Annotated in this window: 15 protein-coding genes; 6 read left to right on the forward strand and 9 right to left on the reverse strand. The window is 53.7% G+C overall.

Annotated features, from left to right (window positions below; genetic code table 11):
* Nucleotides 1-2 precede the first annotated feature (2 nt).
* A complete protein-coding gene (locus P0D43_RS08605) occupies nucleotides 3-1,160 on the reverse strand; it encodes a YbfB/YjiJ family MFS transporter (protein ID WP_394672185.1) in 1,158 nt (385 codons plus the stop codon).
* A 156-nt stretch (nucleotides 1,161-1,316) separates the two neighbouring features.
* Here P0D43_RS08605 and P0D43_RS08610 point away from each other — a divergent pair, with 156 nt between their 5' ends.
* Nucleotides 1,317-1,919, forward strand: a complete 603-nt coding sequence (locus tag P0D43_RS08610) for a LysE family translocator (protein ID WP_341237085.1) — start codon at nucleotides 1,317-1,319, stop codon at nucleotides 1,917-1,919.
* A gap of 4 nt (nucleotides 1,920-1,923) precedes the next feature.
* Here P0D43_RS08610 and P0D43_RS08615 read toward each other — a convergent pair whose 3' ends face one another.
* The 4 genes from P0D43_RS08615 to P0D43_RS08630 form a co-directional block, all read right to left on the reverse strand.
* Nucleotides 1,924-3,078: a fatty acid desaturase family protein gene (locus P0D43_RS08615; RefSeq protein WP_394672186.1), complete on the reverse strand. Its 1,155-nt coding sequence runs from the start codon at nucleotides 3,076-3,078 to the stop codon at nucleotides 1,924-1,926.
* 13 nt (nucleotides 3,079-3,091) lie between these two features.
* A complete protein-coding gene (locus P0D43_RS08620) occupies nucleotides 3,092-4,222 on the reverse strand; it encodes a ferredoxin reductase (RefSeq protein ID WP_341237083.1) in 1,131 nt (376 codons plus the stop codon).
* Between the two features lie 93 nt (nucleotides 4,223-4,315).
* Nucleotides 4,316-5,485, reverse strand: coding sequence for a hydroxymethylglutaryl-CoA reductase (locus P0D43_RS08625; protein WP_394672187.1), 1,170 nt, complete (start codon nucleotides 5,483-5,485; stop codon nucleotides 4,316-4,318).
* 13 nt (nucleotides 5,486-5,498) lie between these two features.
* Nucleotides 5,499-5,915 (reverse strand): hypothetical protein, encoded by a 417-nt coding sequence (locus tag P0D43_RS08630; protein WP_341237081.1) that lies wholly within the window; start codon nucleotides 5,913-5,915, stop codon nucleotides 5,499-5,501.
* A 175-nt stretch (nucleotides 5,916-6,090) separates the two neighbouring features.
* Between P0D43_RS08630 and P0D43_RS08635 the strand changes: the two genes are divergently transcribed.
* The 4 genes from P0D43_RS08635 (at nucleotide 6,091) to P0D43_RS08650 (ending at nucleotide 12,404) form a co-directional block, all read left to right on the forward strand.
* Entirely contained in the window at nucleotides 6,091-6,738 is a 648-nt protein-coding gene (locus tag P0D43_RS08635; protein ID WP_159568511.1) for a CerR family C-terminal domain-containing protein, read from the forward strand.
* On the forward strand, nucleotides 6,735-7,847 hold the full coding sequence (locus tag P0D43_RS08640) for an efflux RND transporter periplasmic adaptor subunit (RefSeq protein ID WP_394672188.1): 1,113 nt from the start codon (nucleotides 6,735-6,737) through the stop codon (nucleotides 7,845-7,847). Before P0D43_RS08635 ends, P0D43_RS08640 begins: the two co-directional genes overlap by 4 nt.
* A complete protein-coding gene (locus P0D43_RS08645; RefSeq protein WP_394672189.1) occupies nucleotides 7,844-10,954 on the forward strand; it encodes an efflux RND transporter permease subunit in 3,111 nt (1,036 codons plus the stop codon). Before P0D43_RS08640 ends, P0D43_RS08645 begins: the two co-directional genes overlap by 4 nt.
* A 151-nt stretch (nucleotides 10,955-11,105) precedes the next feature.
* Complete coding sequence (locus tag P0D43_RS08650; protein ID WP_159568514.1) at nucleotides 11,106-12,404, forward strand: GDSL-type esterase/lipase family protein; 1,299 nt, start codon at nucleotides 11,106-11,108, stop codon at nucleotides 12,402-12,404.
* On the opposite strand, the gene P0D43_RS08655 is transcribed toward P0D43_RS08650, so the two are convergent.
* From P0D43_RS08655 to P0D43_RS08670, 4 genes are all read right to left on the reverse strand, one after another.
* The gene (locus P0D43_RS08655; RefSeq protein WP_394672190.1) at nucleotides 12,401-13,723 is read right to left on the reverse strand and encodes an NADH:flavin oxidoreductase/NADH oxidase family protein; all 1,323 of its coding nucleotides are present in this window, start codon (nucleotides 13,721-13,723) and stop codon (nucleotides 12,401-12,403) included. The genes P0D43_RS08650 and P0D43_RS08655 overlap by 4 nt on opposite strands.
* Before the next feature lie 3 nt (nucleotides 13,724-13,726).
* Nucleotides 13,727-14,383: a DUF6989 domain-containing protein gene (locus P0D43_RS08660; RefSeq protein ID WP_394672191.1), complete on the reverse strand. Its 657-nt coding sequence runs from the start codon at nucleotides 14,381-14,383 to the stop codon at nucleotides 13,727-13,729.
* Nucleotides 14,380-15,015 (reverse strand): TetR/AcrR family transcriptional regulator, encoded by a 636-nt coding sequence (locus P0D43_RS08665; RefSeq protein WP_394672192.1) that lies wholly within the window; start codon nucleotides 15,013-15,015, stop codon nucleotides 14,380-14,382. The genes P0D43_RS08660 and P0D43_RS08665 overlap by 4 nt, the downstream gene beginning before the upstream one ends.
* Nucleotides 15,016-15,167: 152 nt before the next feature.
* Nucleotides 15,168-15,479 (reverse strand): pyrimidine/purine nucleoside phosphorylase, encoded by a 312-nt coding sequence (locus tag P0D43_RS08670; RefSeq protein WP_159568519.1) that lies wholly within the window; start codon nucleotides 15,477-15,479, stop codon nucleotides 15,168-15,170.
* A 257-nt stretch (nucleotides 15,480-15,736) separates the two neighbouring features.
* On the opposite strand from P0D43_RS08670, the gene P0D43_RS08675 reads away from it, so the two are divergent.
* Complete coding sequence (locus P0D43_RS08675) at nucleotides 15,737-16,018, forward strand: hypothetical protein (protein ID WP_159568520.1); 282 nt, start codon at nucleotides 15,737-15,739, stop codon at nucleotides 16,016-16,018.

The raw sequence follows: 16,018 nt of genomic DNA on the forward strand, positions 1-16,018 counted from the left end.
GTTTAAACCTCGCTTTGCTTTTTCAGTTGCCACACCATGAACACACCGGCCACCATCAATGCCGCCGCCAGGTACAGCGAACCCCGGCAGGTGCCGGTGCGCTCGGCGATGATTCCGGCCAAAGCGGGTGCGGCAATTTGCGACACGCCATAACTCAATGTCATGCGTGCCATGGCCTTGCTGGGGTTGGCCGGAAATTGCCGGCCCGCAATGCTCAAGGTCAAATTCACGATGCCTGCAAAGGTGCCGCCAAACAGCACGGCGCTGACCATGTTGGCCCAGTAGCCGTCGATAAAACCAGCCATGAGAATCGAAATAATTTGCAAAATGTAGGCAAGTACCAGCGCTTCGAACACGCCGGTTACACGCGCAACGCGATCCCAAAAGAAAGAGGAGGGAATTGCGGCCAGCCCCACCACAACCCAAACCCATGGACCTTTGCCCTGTAGTTCGGGCAGGGTTTCTGCAATGGCCACAATGAAGGTGGCGCTGATCACATAGCCAAACCCTGCGCAAAAGTAGGCGCCCAACATCAACCGCATCCACTTGGTGCTGGGTGGTGGAACATCGGCCACCTGGGCCTCGGTGCTGCCGGCTTTGGCGGGTTGGGGCATCCAGATCCATGCCGGTACAAAAAACAGCACCCCCACCACACCCAATACCCACCACTGTTGGTCCCAGGCCAGGTGGTCGACCATGGCCATCACCGCCAGGCCAGACAACACCAGGCCCATACCAGCCCCGGCAAAGTGCAGGCCCAACTCGGTTTTCAGGTTCTGGCGGGCCAGCCAGTTCATGATCAAACCCGATGCGATCAACATGCCTGCCGTGCTGGACACGCCAGAAATAAAACGTAGAAACATCCACATGTTCACATCGGTGGTCAGGCCCATGGCAATGGTGCTGAGCACAGCCACGATCAAGCCCAAGCGGTACAGCAGGTATTTGTAAGTCAGGTTGCTGAGGGTGGAGGCCAACAATGCGCCGCTGATGTAGCCAATGTAGTTCACCGTGGCCAGCCAGCCGCCATCAAAGGCGCTTAAACCCGCCTGTTCCCGCATGATGGGAAGCAGGGGCGTGTAGGAAAAGCGTGCCAAACCCACGGTCAGAATGAGGGAGCAAATGCCTGCAGCAATGACTTGCCAGCGTTCTAATTTCATGGGGGCCACCCGCACAGAATTCTAGTTTCAAAAGCAGTACAGATTTTTTTAAATTTAATCTGTACTGCACATTATTTTATTATCCTGAATCTGTACTGAAATTGCAAAAGTTCTTACAGTGAGTGTTCCATTTTTACTCCACGAGAGGAGTTCGCCATGCAGCACTTTCAAGCAATCGCCTTGTTTGCGTTTTTAAGCATCATTACGCCCGGGCCCAACAACCTCATGATCATGACAAGCAGCATGAATTTTGGTGTTCGAAAAAGCCTGCCCCATTTCTTCGGCATCATCGTGGGCTTCCCTTTGATGCTGCTGGCCATGGGCCTGGGTTTGAATGCGGTGTTTGAAAGCCTGCCGTGGTTTCACACGGTGCTGTTGGTGTTTAGCCTGTTGATGATGGTGTATTTGGCGTGGCGAATTGCCAGCTTTTCACCGGCTGCAGATTCACTGAAGCCAGGTTCCAAGCCCCTGAGTTTTGTAAATGCGGTGCTGTTTCAATGGGTGAATCCCAAGGCCTGGTTCATGGCGACCGCTGCTGTGGCCTTGTTCCCTGCCAGTTCAAACGCACCCTTGCTGGATGTGCTCACTGTTGCCTTGATCATGGCCAGTGTGGGTATGGTGTGTGTGGGAGTGTGGCTGGTGTTGGGCGCACGCCTGCGAACATTCATCAACAGCCCTGCGCGCCTGAAGTGGTTCAATGGAACCATGGCTGCCAGCTTGGTGCTGTTTTTTGCATACAGCACCGCGCAGGCCGTGTAATTGATCAGGGCAAAGACAAACGCCAAATGTTCCACGTGGTGGTGCCGAACTGCCGCGTGAAGCTGCCCTTGTTGTAGGGCAATCCGTATCGCGCCGCCATGGCCTGTACCCGGGGTGACATTTCCGCATAGCGGTTGGCAGGAATGTCGGGGAACAGGTGGTGCTCAATTTGGTGGCTCAGGTTGCCCGACAAAATATGGAATAGCTTGCCGCCTGTGATGTTGCAACTGCCCAGCAACTGGCGCACATACCAGGCCGCGCGCGTTTCGCCTTCCACTTCTTCCTTCGTGAAGTGGTGCACACCTGCCGGAAAGTGGCCACAGAAAATAATCACATTCGACCAAATATTGCGAATGCCATTGGCAATCAGGTTGGCGATCACGGTGAAGCCTGTTGCAGCCAGCGCAATGTTCACAATGTCAAAGCCAAAGTAAATCGTGAATGGCAGGGTAACGGCCGCACCCAGCAAAGGCCAGCACACATAGTCTTTGAGCAATTGGTGGCGCACCTTCCAGCCAATACGTTTGAGCATCGGAATAATTTCCCTGAAACTTTTTTTGCCCGCCAGCAGCTTGTCCGCTTCCAGATCGTGCAAGGCCACGACCCACTGGAACATCATCATGAGAATGAAGTTAATCCCCGGGTTGAACAGGTACTTGGCATGCCAGCGCTGGTCGTCGGTTACACGCAGCACGCCGTAGCCAATATCGGGGTCTTTGCCGTGTACATTGGTCCACGTGTGGTGCACCACATTGTGGCTGTGCTTCCATTGGTCAGAAGGGCAGACGTTGTCCCATTCCCAGGTGTTGGATTGAATATTGGGGTCGCGCATCCAGTCGAACTGGGCATGCATGATGTTGTGCCCCAGCTCCATGTTCTCAATGCTTTTTGAAACCCCCAGCATGATCGCACCCAGCAGCAGCACTGCCCAGAATTGTGGCCAGCCCGTGAAGGTCCAGTCGCTCATGGGCAGCAGGAAAAAGCTGAGAAACACAACAATGCGCCCGGTCAGCATCAGTGTGCGCTGCCACTTGATCACTGAAAGAATGTAGGCGCGGTCTTTGCTACCCAGTGAGTCTGCAATTTCATTGCGTATGACGTCCATTTCGCGACCGAATTCTTCAATGTCGCTGGCGCTCAAATGTTTTGGCATGCCCATGTGTGTCTCCTGCTTACACTTCGATTTCTGCGTCGCCCACGGCAGCGCACACGCAAATCTGAATCACTTGCCCGGTTTCGTTAATCAGTGCGTTGGTGCGCAAGTCGCGTACACAACCACTGGCCAGCTTCACGTCGCAGCCATGGCAAATGCCCATGCGGCAACCATGCTCCGGGTTCAAGCCGGAATCTTCGGCCAGGCGAAGCAGGTTGGTTTCACCGTCTGAATTCGCGTTCACATTGCTGTTCAGGAATTTCACAACCCCGGTTTTTACCTCGGTTGGGACACCAGCCAACTGCGCACGAAAACGCTCGGTGTGTACCTGACGGCTTAGCCCTTCGGCTTCGTACAGCTGCTCGATAGAATCCAGCATGGTCTGCGGGCCGCAGGCGTACACATCGCGTTTGCGCCAGTCCGGGCAAAGCTGTTCCAGTTGTTCTTTCGAAAAGTGCGGGCGCTTGCCAGTGATTTCCTCTGGCTTTTGACCCGGTTCACGGGTGTGCACCAGGTTTAACTTGTACAGCTTTTGTCGATCTGCAACTTCTTTCAGTTCACGCCCAAAAATCACATCGTAGGTGTGGGGCGCATAGTGAATGTGCACGGTGTTGGGCATGCGTTCTTGCAGTACCAGGCTGCGCAGCATGCTCATAATCGGCGTAATGCCACTGCCTGCAGTAATGAATAGTGGCAGCACGGGTTGCGCATCGGGCAGGTAAAAATCGCCTTGTGGCACGCCAATCGGCACATAATCGCCCACTTTCAGTTTGCGCACCAAGTGGTGCGACATGCGGCCGTTGTCGATGGCTTTCACGGTGATCGTGAAGCAGCCGTCGTTGCGCTCTGGTGCGGAGCTGATGGAATAGGTTCGTGTGAAGTGTTGGCCGCCAATGGGCACGCCAATTCGCAAATGCTGGCCGGGGCGGTGGCTTCGCCAGTTCAGCCCGGGGCGCAGCGTAATGGTGCGTGAATCGGAGGTTTCGTCCCACACCGCTTCAACCCGGGCCTGTAAAGCATGTGTGCTCCACAGCGGGTTGACCAGTTCAATGTAATGGGAAGTTCGAAGGGGGAATGCAAAGGCGTCAGAGACTTTCGTCACGAGGCCAGTGATCTGTTTGAATAACGTGGGTCCTGCCTGAGCCTGCATTCTGTCTCCTCGTTTTTGTATTGTAAAACGAGTGTGCACTGAAACACATTGCAAGTCATTCCGCACTGCACCAGCAGTCGGTGTTTTTCTGACCTAGCGATTTCTGCCGTAAGCGTCGTGCGACGAAACCCACTCATCGGCCAGTATGGCCGACAACAAAGACAAATCGCCCGCAAGCACTGTAGCACCCACGATCTCCGACAGTTTTCGTGCTTTGCCTGTGCCCTCGCAGCCCAGCATTTTCAGGCATTCAGATTGTGTGGCCAACCCAGTTCCGCCGCCTTTTGTTGCACAAATTACGGAAGGCAATGTGACAGAAAAATACAAATCCCCATCGGCTGTAATATCCATGAACACCATGCCGGTGTGGCTTTCCACCACATTGGCCTCGTCTTGCCCGGTGGCAATGAACAGGGCTGCAATGCCATTGGCCGAGTGGGGGCCACTGTAGGCACTGCCCGCAAGTTGAGCACCAATGGCGCTGCGCTGGCGTTGCTTGAAAATCGTTTCAGGCGTGGTGCGGGCCAGGCGTTGCAGCACTTCACGCTGAATGGTGGCTTCTGCGATTACCCGTTTACCCCGGCTGTGCAACAAATTCATGTGGGAATGTTTTTTGTCAGTTTCTATCGCGCCGCTCAGCGCAAAGTAACTGATTGCTTCTGGTGAGTTTTTCAAAATCCACTGGCAGGCAGCGTGGGTGGCCTTGCCACACATGTTTTGCCCGGCTGCGTCGCCCGTGGTGTAGTTAAAACGTGTGTACACCATGCGGGCCACTTGCCAGGTTTGAATGTGTTCAAGTTTGCCAAAGCCTGTGGTTTTCTCTGCCTCGGCTTTCACGGTGAGCAGGTTTTCATTGATCCAATTTAAAAATCGTTTTGCAGCCCGCGCATCTTCAAATTCAAACAAGGGTGCGCGCTGCATGAATTCCTCAGCCACTGTTACTTTCACACCGCCCGATTCACTCACCATGCGCATACCACGGCTGTAGCTGGCCACCAGCGTCCCCTCCGTTGTCGCCATGGGCACGTAAAACCAGCCTTGCGCATGTTCGCCGTTGATCAGCACTGGCCCTGCAACACCCACCGGCATTTGCACCACACCAATAAAATTCTCGGTGTTGCTTTTCAGGCTTTCAGGGGGAAGGGAATAGGTGCCAGTGTGTTGCAGCGTGGCACCGGTTTGCTGCGTTAAAAACTCGCGGCGGGCCTTGGCAGCGTCTTCGGAATAATTGTCGTCAAATCGTGGAATGGGTGTGCGGGTCATCAGTGGTTTGCCTTTATTTGCGCTTGGATTTCGTGGTGCGTGTTACTGCTGCAATCGATTCCTCGTAACCACTCACCAGTTTGCCAATGTTTTCCAGTTTGGCCTTGAGCACATCGAGTTCCATTTGCGTGCGGTCCAGCTTCATGGTCAGGTGGGCATTGTCTTTTTCCAGACCCACCATGGCCTTGCTCAGCTCCCGGTTTTCCTGTTCCAGTTCTTTGTTGGCCTGGTACATTTTCAGCAGGTTGGCCTGCAGGCCTTTTACCTTGTCTTGAACGCCGTCCACAGTTTGCTTAATGCCACTTTCAAACTGGTTGACCTGCTCAACCACTGCATTGATCAAATTCCCGGCAGGAAGACTGGACGCCCTTTTTTGAGCCACTGATTTCAGTTTTCGCAGCGCGTTGCCGCCTTTTTGTGCCACACCCATGTTGTGTCTCCAGATTATTGTTTTTTGAATTTGCCAGCAAAGAGTATCAAGATTATGGAATTTGGTGGTGCAGAACCTTTCAATCCGGACAAACCGCCCTGTTCCGTTTGCTGTTTGATCGTTCGTTTGATATATTTTTAAATCAATCGATTGAATTAATTTTCCGGATTTTCCCATGCTTCAAGACACGCAGCAGTCGGCACGGCAAAAGCTGGTGCTGGCCGCACTCGCCACCTTCGCAGAGAAAGGCTATGAAGGTGCCTCGACACGCGAAATCGCTGAGAAAGCAGGTGCCAATATTTCCTCCATCCGCTATTACTTTGGCGACAAAGCGGGCCTGTACCGGGCCGCTTACACTGAGCCTTTGTGTGGCACACCGTTTGAGCAGGTCATTCCCGACCTGAACAGCACCGATGTGGACAAGGCGCTAAGGCAGCTTTTCAGGGATTTTCTGGAACCCCTGAAACACGGTGAAACCTTACGCCTGGTGATGAAATTGCATTTCCGGGAAATGATTGAACCCACAGGTGCCTGGGAGCATGAAATTGATGCGGAAATCAAGCCGCAGCACATGGCCTTGGTGAACATGCTGACCGCGTATTTTGGCTTGAACAAGCCCGACCTGGATATTCAGCGCCTGGCCTTCGCCATGATGGGCATGGCTGTGAATTTCTATGTGGCACAAGACGTGGTGGATGTGGTTTGTCCAAAGCTGATGGGCAGTGCACGAGCAATTGACACCTTGAGTGAACGCCTGGCTGGGTACGCCCGCGCCATGCTCGACAGTGAAAGCAAACGACGCAAACAGGATTGCAGCAAATGAAAATGTCTACGGTTTCGAAGAAATACCCGGCTGCCTTGTTGGTGCTTACTGTGTTGCTCAGCGCTTGTTCGTCGGGCACAGGGGAAGCCGAGACTGGCGCAGGCTCAGAAACGGAAGTTCCCGGCAAAGCCAGCTTGTCGGTTGAACTGGCTGCGGTGGAGGAAAAAGTCATTCCACTGAAAATGTCGGTGAACGGCAGCCTGGCTGCCTGGCAAGAGGCCATCATCGCATCGCAACTGAATGGTGTGCGCATTGACTCGCTTCGCGTCGAAGTGGGCGACAAGGTCAAGAAAGGTCAAACCCTGGCGGTGTTCGACCAACAAACCGTGAATGCCGATTTGGCACAGGCCCGTGCGGGTGTGGCCGAAGCGCAGGCGCTGTTTGATCAGGCCAAACTGAATGCAGACATGATTCGCAACATCACAGACCAAGGCGCAGTGAGCGCGCAAGAACGCAATCAGATTCTGGCCGCTGAAAAATCGGCCCAGGCCCGTTTGTTGTCCGCCAGGGCTTTGCAAACCCAACAGGAAATTCGCTTGCGCAACACCACTGTCACTGCGCTCGACGATGGCGTGATTAGCGCTCGAACCGCCACGCTGGGCGCAGTGCCCGCACCGGGGCAAGAGTTGTTCAGGCTGGTGCGCCAGCAACGCCTGGAATGGCAGGCTGAGGTCACTGATTCTGAATTGGCTCGAATTACCGACGGCATGGCGGTGACCGTGTTTAACAACGATCAAGCCCTGAAAGGCAAAGTGCGCACCATCAGCCCGGTGATCAATGCGCAATCGCGCACAGGCATGGTGTATGTCGATGTGCCCGGCGCCTATGCCAAAGGCCTGAAGCCCGGTATGTACCTGCGTGGTGAATTTGATCTGGGCGAGCAAACCGCCACGGTAATACCTCAAACAGCCGTCATTGAACGCGACGGGTTTACCTATGCCTTCACGCTGGACGAAGCCAGCAGCAAAGTGCAGCGCATCAAGTTGCGGGTGAACAAAGCACAAGGCGAATTCATCGAAGTGCTGGAAGGTTTGAAGCCGGGCGACAAAGTGGTGAAAGGCGGTGTGGCCTTTCTGGCGCATGGCGACTTGGTGAAGGTGGTTCAGTGAACGTTTCGACCTGGTCCATTAAAAATCCCATTCCTGCGGTGATGCTGTTTTTCCTGCTCACCGTGATGGGCCTGTACAGCTTTTCCAGCATGAAAATTCAGCAGTTTCCCGATATTGAACTGCCCACGGTGCTGGTCACAGCAAGCTTGCCCGGCGCATCGCCTTCACAGCTTGAAAACGATGTGGCCCGTAAAATTGAAAACTCGCTGGCCACACTGCAACAACTCAAACACATTTACACCAAGATTCAAGACGGCATTGTCAGCATCACAGTTGAATTCAATCTGGAAAAAGATACACAGGAAGCGGTCGACGATGTGCGTTCCGCGGTGTCGCGTGTGCGTGCAGATTTGCCAACTGATTTGCGTGACCCGGTGGTCAACAAACTGGAGTTAAGCGGCGCACCCGTGCTGGCCTACACCATTGCATCCACAGCGTTTGATGAAGAAGGTTTGTCCTGGTACGTCGACGACACCATTACCAAAACCCTGTTGAATGTGAAGGGCGTGGGCGCGGTAAGCCGGGTGGGTGGCGTGACGCGTGAAGTGGTGGTTGAGCTTGATCCCCTGAAAATGCAGGCCTTGGGCGTGAGTGCACTGGATGTGTCGCGCCAATTGCGCAATACCCAACTGGAAACGGCCGGTGGCCGGGCCGACCTGGGTGTGGGCGAACAACCTTTGCGCACCATTGCCACTGTGGACAATGCGAACCAGTTGAAAGAAATTTCGATTGTGCTTAGCAATGGTCGCCGGGTTCAATTGCCTGAAATTGCCACCATCAAAGACACCATTGCAGACCGGCGATCGGCGGCCTTGCTCAATGGTCAAGACGTGGTGGGTTTCGAGATTACCCGCAGCAAGGGTGCCAGCGAAGTAGAGGTGGGGCAGGGCGTTGAAAAAGCGCTCGCCGACCTGAAGGCGCAGCGACCCGATTTGACCATTGTTGAAGCCTTCAATTTTGTTGAGCCAGTGAAAGAAGATTTCAACAGCTCCATGAAAATGCTCTACGAGGGCGCGTTCCTGGCGGTGGTCGTGGTGTGGTTTTTCCTGCGCGACTGGCGTGCCACGTTTGTTTCAGCAGTGGCCTTGCCGCTATCAATTATTCCTGCATTCGCTGGCATGTATTACCTGGGTTTCAGTTTGAATGTGGTTTCGCTGTTGGCCATGTCGCTGGTGGTCGGTATTTTGGTGGACGACGCCATTGTGGAAGTGGAAAACATTGTTCGCCACTTGCGCATGGGAAAAAGTCCGCTGGATGCGGCCCGTGAGGCGGCCGATGAAATTGGCCTGGCCGTGATCGCCACCACATTCACCTTGATTGCCGTCTTCTTGCCCACCGCATTCATGAGTGGCATAGCCGGTAAATTTTTCAAGCAGTTTGGCTGGACAGCTGCTTTGGCAGTGTTTGCCTCGCTGGTGGTTGCACGCATGTTAACGCCCATGATGGCAGCCTACATGTTGAAATCAAAAGGCGAGGAGCATGAGAAGAATGAGCCCGGAAAACTGATGCGCCGCTACCTGGGCTGGGTACGCTGGGCGTTGGCTCACCGGCTTGTTACCTGCATTGCAGCCGGTGCGTTTTTCATCGGTTCGGTCATGTTGATTCCCTTGTTGCCCACCGGTTTCATTCCGCCCGATGATTTGTCGCAAACCCAGGTTTATATTGAACTGCAACCCGGCAGCACTTACGAGCAAACCCGCAAGGCTGCGGAAAAAGCGCGTGAACTGATTAGCAAGGTGGAATATGTCCGCAGCGTTTACACCACCATTGGCGGTGGTGCGGCGGGCACCGACCCCTTCATGATGACCGGGCAGGCCGAGGTGCGCAAAGCCACGCTTACTGTGCTTCTGGACCCCCGTGGTGAACGCGCCGTTCGAAAGCAGGTTACTGAAACACAAATGCGCGAAGCGCTTAGCAACCTGGCTGGCGTGCGCTACAAAGTGGGGCTGGGTGCTTCAGGCGAGAAGTATGTGTTGGTGTTGTCGGGCGAAGATGGCGAGGCACTGTCGAGAGCGGCCAGCGAGGTCGAGCGTGATTTGCGCACCATTGCGGGCTTGGGTTCAATTGCATCGAGTGCCGCACTGGTTCGTCCTGAAATCTGGATCAAACCCGACTTCGCCAAAGCTGCTGACCTGGGCGTTAGCACCGCAGCCATGGGCGAAACCTTGCGCGTGGCCACCGTGGGCGATTATGACGCCGCATTGCCGAAGCTTAACCTGCCACAACGGCAGGTACCCATTGTGGTTCGCCTGGACGACGAAGCCCGCAAGGACTTGAGCGTGCTTGAACGCTTGGCCGTTCCTTCCGCAAAACCGGGTGTGCCCAGTGTGCCTTTGAATCAGGTCGCCACTTTGGGTATGAATGCAGGTCCCTCGGTGATTGACCGTTACGACCGGGCCCGCAATGTGAACTTTGAAATTGAGTTGCAGGGGCAGCCTTTGGGCGACGTGACTGCGGCGGTTCAACAACTGCCCAGCTTTAAAAACCTGCCACCGGGTGTTGCCCAGCGAAACATTGGCGATGCCGAAGTGATGGAAGAACTCTTCGCCAGTTTTGGCCTGGCCATGCTCACCGGGGTGTTGTGTATTTTCGTGGTGCTGGTGTTGTTGTTCAAAGATTTTTTACAACCCGTTACCATTCTTGCCGCATTGCCACTCAGTTTGGGTGGTGCATTTGTTGGTTTGCTAATGGCTGGAAAAAGTTTTTCGATGCCCTCGCTGATTGGTTTGATCATGCTGATGGGCATTGCCACCAAAAATTCGATTTTGCTAGTGGAGTACGCCATTATGGCGCGCAATGAAAAAGGAATGAGCCGCCTTGATGCGGTGGTGGATGCCTGCCACAAGCGGGCTCGCCCCATCATCATGACCACCATTGCCATGGCCGCAGGCATGCTGCCCATTGCAATTGGCACGGGCGACGCTGACACCAGCTTCCGAAGCCCCATGGCCATTGCGGTCATCGGCGGCTTGATGACCTCCACTTTCTTGAGCCTCTTGGTGATTCCCGTGGTGTACACCTTGATGGATGATTTCGAGCATGGCATGAAGAATTTTTATCAAAAATTCGGTTCAATCTTTAAGCAGTCTGGAGCACGCAAAACATGACAGCAGCAGATCGGTGCACAACGCAGACCCACTTCGAACCTAAGCGTAAAACCCCTTAGGTAGATTTCTGCTGCGGCTATCCACCAATGCGGGAATACATCCAGCAGAGCATCCTCTGAAGTACTAGAAATATAACTTCAGGGGACATGTTTTGAACCGCCATAAACTACAACAATTTCTTTGGCCGCTGCTTCTGTTGGCAGTGGCTGCCTGTTCTTCGGAATCGGATGGTACCTCCGCCGGTACTTCTGGCACCAACACGCAGGCCTCGGGGTTGGCGTGCAACAGCAATGCCAATGCAGCCGATGGAGCACGCTGGATGTCGGCTTGGGGCGTTACTCATGTAACCGGTACTGCACCTTTGGACACCACAGTGCGAAACATTGCGCGGGTTACAGCCAGTGGCAACGCCATTCGGGTTCGATTCATTAACCTGAGCGATCAACCCATGCAAATCGGTGCGGCAGCAGTGGGCATGCGTGAGGGGGCAACGGGTGCCAACCTGAAATTGAATACCAGCAAGGCAATCACCTTCAATTGTGGGCAAACCAGTGCAACCATTCCACCGCAAACCGAGTCGTTTTACAGCGATCCAATTCAGTTCAAAGTCAACAACCAAGACGACTTGGCGGTGAGTTTGTATGTGAAAGGCGCGGACAACCCTGGTGAGTTTGGTGCCACATGGATTGAGTCTTACAAATTGCCTGATGGATCGGGCAACCAAACGCTCGAGGATTCAGGCGCGGGTTACGGCCTGATTGACGACAGCCGCTTTTCAACGCCCCCGGGCTTGCCACTCCTGTGCAATGGTTGCACGGTGTATGCGCTTCGTGACATTGAGGTGCTGACGAAAGATGCCAAGGGCGCCATGGTGTTTTTGGGCAGTTCCAGTTTTCATGGTTTTAACACCACTCAGAATGGTTTCAAGCGAGTGGGCGATTTGCTGTCTGTTCGCATGTTGAACGAAATCCCGGTTGGCCAACGCGACACCATTGTTAACCGTGGCATTGGCGGCGACACACTGCAAAACGCCAGTGCAACAAGGCTTGAGCGGGATGTGTTTGATACCGCGGGTGTAAGCTCGGTGGTGGTGTGGGTGACCAACGATTTATCCAGCCGAAGTGCTGATGAAATTATTGCCAATTACCAGGAGCTGATTGCGAAAGCCCATGCCAAAGGCATCAATGTATATTGCCCCACCTGGATTCCCGGTGCGCAATCGTTTCAGGCCAATTTGAGTGGCGAGCGCGCCAAGCTGAACGACTGGATTCTGAACAGCGGCGAATGCGATGGGGTTGCCGATTACAATGCAGAAGTGGAAGCCCCTGGTGGCCTGACTTTCTTGCCGCAATACAACAGTGGGGATTCCATTCACTCCAATGATGCAGGCCATGCCTTGTGGGCGGCTGCTACACCATTGGCTGAATGGGTCAAAAAGACGAAGCCTTAAGATTTGGCGCGTTTAACTTTAAATGCGGTGGTCCATTCGTTGTACAAGTATTTGAAAAAGGCACCGATCAGGGTCATGGAAGGTTTTGCTTCCAGCCCATCGGCCAGCCGGAATATTTGTTGGTAGTACCAGGCTTGCGCACCCAGCACATTGATTAATTTCAGCGGCAGTACCGGGCTGACTGGCGAAAATATACCTTTGTCAGTCAGTTTCAACATGTTCTCGAAATTCGCCGCGCGATCAATTTTTCCGTTCATCAATTGCTTGGGCGTATCCGGGTGTGTGCACAGCGGGCGACCCAGCCCGATCACATCGCAAACACCATCATTCAACGCTTCTTCCATGGCTTCGCGGCTTCTGAACCCGCCTGTCACCATCAAGGGCATGGTAGCCACTTCGCGAATTGCTTTTGCATAATTCAGAAAATAGGCTTCGCGTTTTTTGGTGCTTTCGCGCTGTGTGGGTTGCTCATCCTTTATGGAATCGGTCGCACCGGTGTGGCCCAGCAAACGCGGTTGCTCGTAGGTGCCGCCTGAAATTTCAAGCAGATCAATTTTTTCGGCGTTCAGCCACTTCACCACCTGCAAACATTCCTCATTGGAAAATCCACCTTTGCGGAAGTCATCTGAATTCAGCTTCACCGCAACCGGGAAAGCAGGGCCCACTGAATTGCGCACGGCGCGCACCGCTTCCAGCAAAAAGCGCGCGCGGTTTTCCAGGCTGCCGCCCCATTGGTCAGTGCGTTTGTTGGTAATGGGCGAAAGAAATGACGACAGCAAATAGCCGTGTGCGCCATGTACCTGCACACCCGTGAACCCGGCATCTTTTGCAATGCGGGCCACACGCGCAAAACGCTGAATCAGATCCAGAATTTCATCCTCACGCAGTGCCCGTGGTGGTGCGTAGTTGCCCAGCAACTCCAGTTGAACTTCAGACGGTGCCACCGGTTTCGTGGTGACGTAGCGTGGCGATTGCCGCCCGGCATGGGAAATTTGCATCCACAACTGGTTGCCGTTGCTGGTGCCTGCCTTGGCCCATGCACGCAGTGCGTCCATGCCTTCAGGGTCGCCATGTTCAGGGGCAGGGTCAATGGATACATTGCCGGGTCGTTCCAGAATATTCCGGTCAATCAACACATTGCCGGTAATCAAAATACCAGCACCACCTTCTGCCCAACGCTTGTACAAGGTGGCATGTCGTTCGGTGGCTTGAAGCCGGGCATTGGCCACACCCTCGGTCATGGCGGCTTTGCACAAGCGGTTTTGAATGACCACGCCGCATGGCAGTGTGAAGGGTTGTTTCAGTTCAATCGAGTTCATGGTTTAGCCAATCCAAAGCAGTGAAAGTGACAGGGCACCTGCATAAAAAACAGCCAGGGCCAGTGCGCCAGTAATTTGTTGAATAGTTGATTTTTTACCCAGTACATTCCACAGCCACAGTGCGCCAATCGCCAACAGCATTTCAGGAATCAAAGGGTAAATTGCAAAGCCCTGCACTTGGAGAACATCTTGTGCATGCCACAGGTTCATGGGCCGGGCTGCCCATTCCCAAATCAGGAAACCACCCAGCGACAGCATGGCCACCACGGGGTAGGGTTTGCGTGTGGCCAGTGCCAGCCAGCAGACCTGCCACAGCAACATAATCCAAAGTCCCATGAAATACAGCGGCACTGCACCGCCGAGCCGGGGAATTCCATGGTCTGGAAAAGTCAGGGTGCCCATGCGTTCAACCAGCATCCAGTCTGCGCAGGGCAGGGCGATCGACAAAGGCAATAAAAATTTCCACAGGCGCACCCATTCGCCATGACCCCGCAGTGCGCCAGCCAGGGGCAAGGCAATGTTGTAAGCCAGCGCAAACACCACCAAGGCCACACCCAGTGAATTACCTGACGTATTGAGCGCAACCGGAATTGCGATTGCAAAAAATGCAGCGTGAAACACCAATGCGTCGCGCACGCCTTTCGAGTCGACCGTGGTCATTGTCTGGCAGCGCCCCGTATCAATGCGTTCAATATATTGATGATTTCCTCACTCAATGTGGGAATGTCAGGCGGGTTCTCCAACGTCAGCCATTCAGCCAGCAATTCATTGATACCACCCACCAAAGCCACGCTTACCAGGTGATAATTTCGCTTGGGCAATTCTCCCTTCTCCGCCAAATTGTTCAGGTAAGCCTCGATCAGGCCAGCCATGTCGTGAATGGCCTCACGTCTGCGAGCTTCCATTTGCGGGCTGACACCGACCACCTCCAGCACTCCCACGCGTGCATGTCGGCTGTCTTCCAGGTAGTGGTGAACCATGGCGCTTACACCAAGGGGGATTTGTTCAGACAGGTTCAAGTTTGGTGCTGACATGGCCTGCAACACGCCAGCCCGCAAATCTGCGATGATGTTGTTGTACAGCGCACGCAGAATGGCTTCCCGGCTGTCAAACAGTTGGTAGAAGTGGCGTGCCGTTACCTTGGCTTCGCTGCACAAGGCTTCAATGGTGGTGCGTGCATAGCCTTGCCTTGCAAACAACTCCAGTGCTGTAGCCAGCAGGCGTTCTTTTCTTTCCTCGGCACGCTGCTCAGCGGCAACGCCCCCGTAAGCCCTTGTGGGTGTTTTGCTCATTCAGGTTTCACTTTTGACAAGATTTCTTGTCCAAATTATAGTGAGCTTGTTTCACAAAGCGCAACCACTGATAGGGTGCTTTCTTCCAAGGCACCGCCCCTGCGTCGCGCACGGGCAGTCTGGAATTCGGAAAATTTGTGTCGCCTGCCTAGTTACTTGATGTAGCTGCAGCAATAATCCACAGGCGTTTTCACTTTCAACTGAAACTTGGCATTGGCTGGTACTTCAAAGGACTGGCCGCCCTGAATATTTTTCCAGCTTTCACCGGGCAGGCAAACATCCATGTCGCCAGCCAGAATTTCCATGATTTCTTTTTCGGCGGTGCCGAATTCATAGTCGCCGGGCAGCATCACGCCCAGGGTTTTTTTCGTACCGTCGGCAAACAACACAGTGCGGCTGGTCACTTTGCCGTCGAAGTAAATATTGGCGGCTTTTACCACCGTCACGTTCTCGAATTGAGCCATTTGATTTCCCCTTATTGCAAAAAATTCGGATGCTGAATGATGCCTTAATTTCGGTGAAATACAGCCCCGGGCTTGCCAGAAAGTCCTGCTTTGCTGTGCGGGCAAAGCACCCCCCAAAATGGGTTGGTTTGTTGTTTTTTACAAAAACCCTTACAGCTTGTAAGTAAAAACCTTACAAATTAGGTATATTTGCTACCTACAAATGGTTAACCAAAAAGGGTTAATCAACCTGTGGCTCATTCCATTAAAGGTTTTGTATGTCGAACAACTTGCTTGAAAGCATGGACTCGCTTCCCGAATTGAACGCAATCGATTTGTCGCTGGCTTCCTCATTCATTCCGGGTGAGTTGTTTCAAAGCATTGTGTCATTGATCACGCAAATCGATTTGTCACTGTACGGCATGAACAGTCAATTTGATGCTGCGACCGCTGCAATTTTTCCGACTGATTTCTCTGATTTCTCCCAGTCTTCTTCGCCCATAAACTCCGCCGCAGCATTTGCAGAATCCATTGTGGTTCAGAACGCTGACTTTGCTTGA

The organism is Limnobacter sp. (assembly GCF_043511195.1).
Classification (GTDB): domain Bacteria; phylum Pseudomonadota; class Gammaproteobacteria; order Burkholderiales; family Burkholderiaceae_B; genus Limnobacter.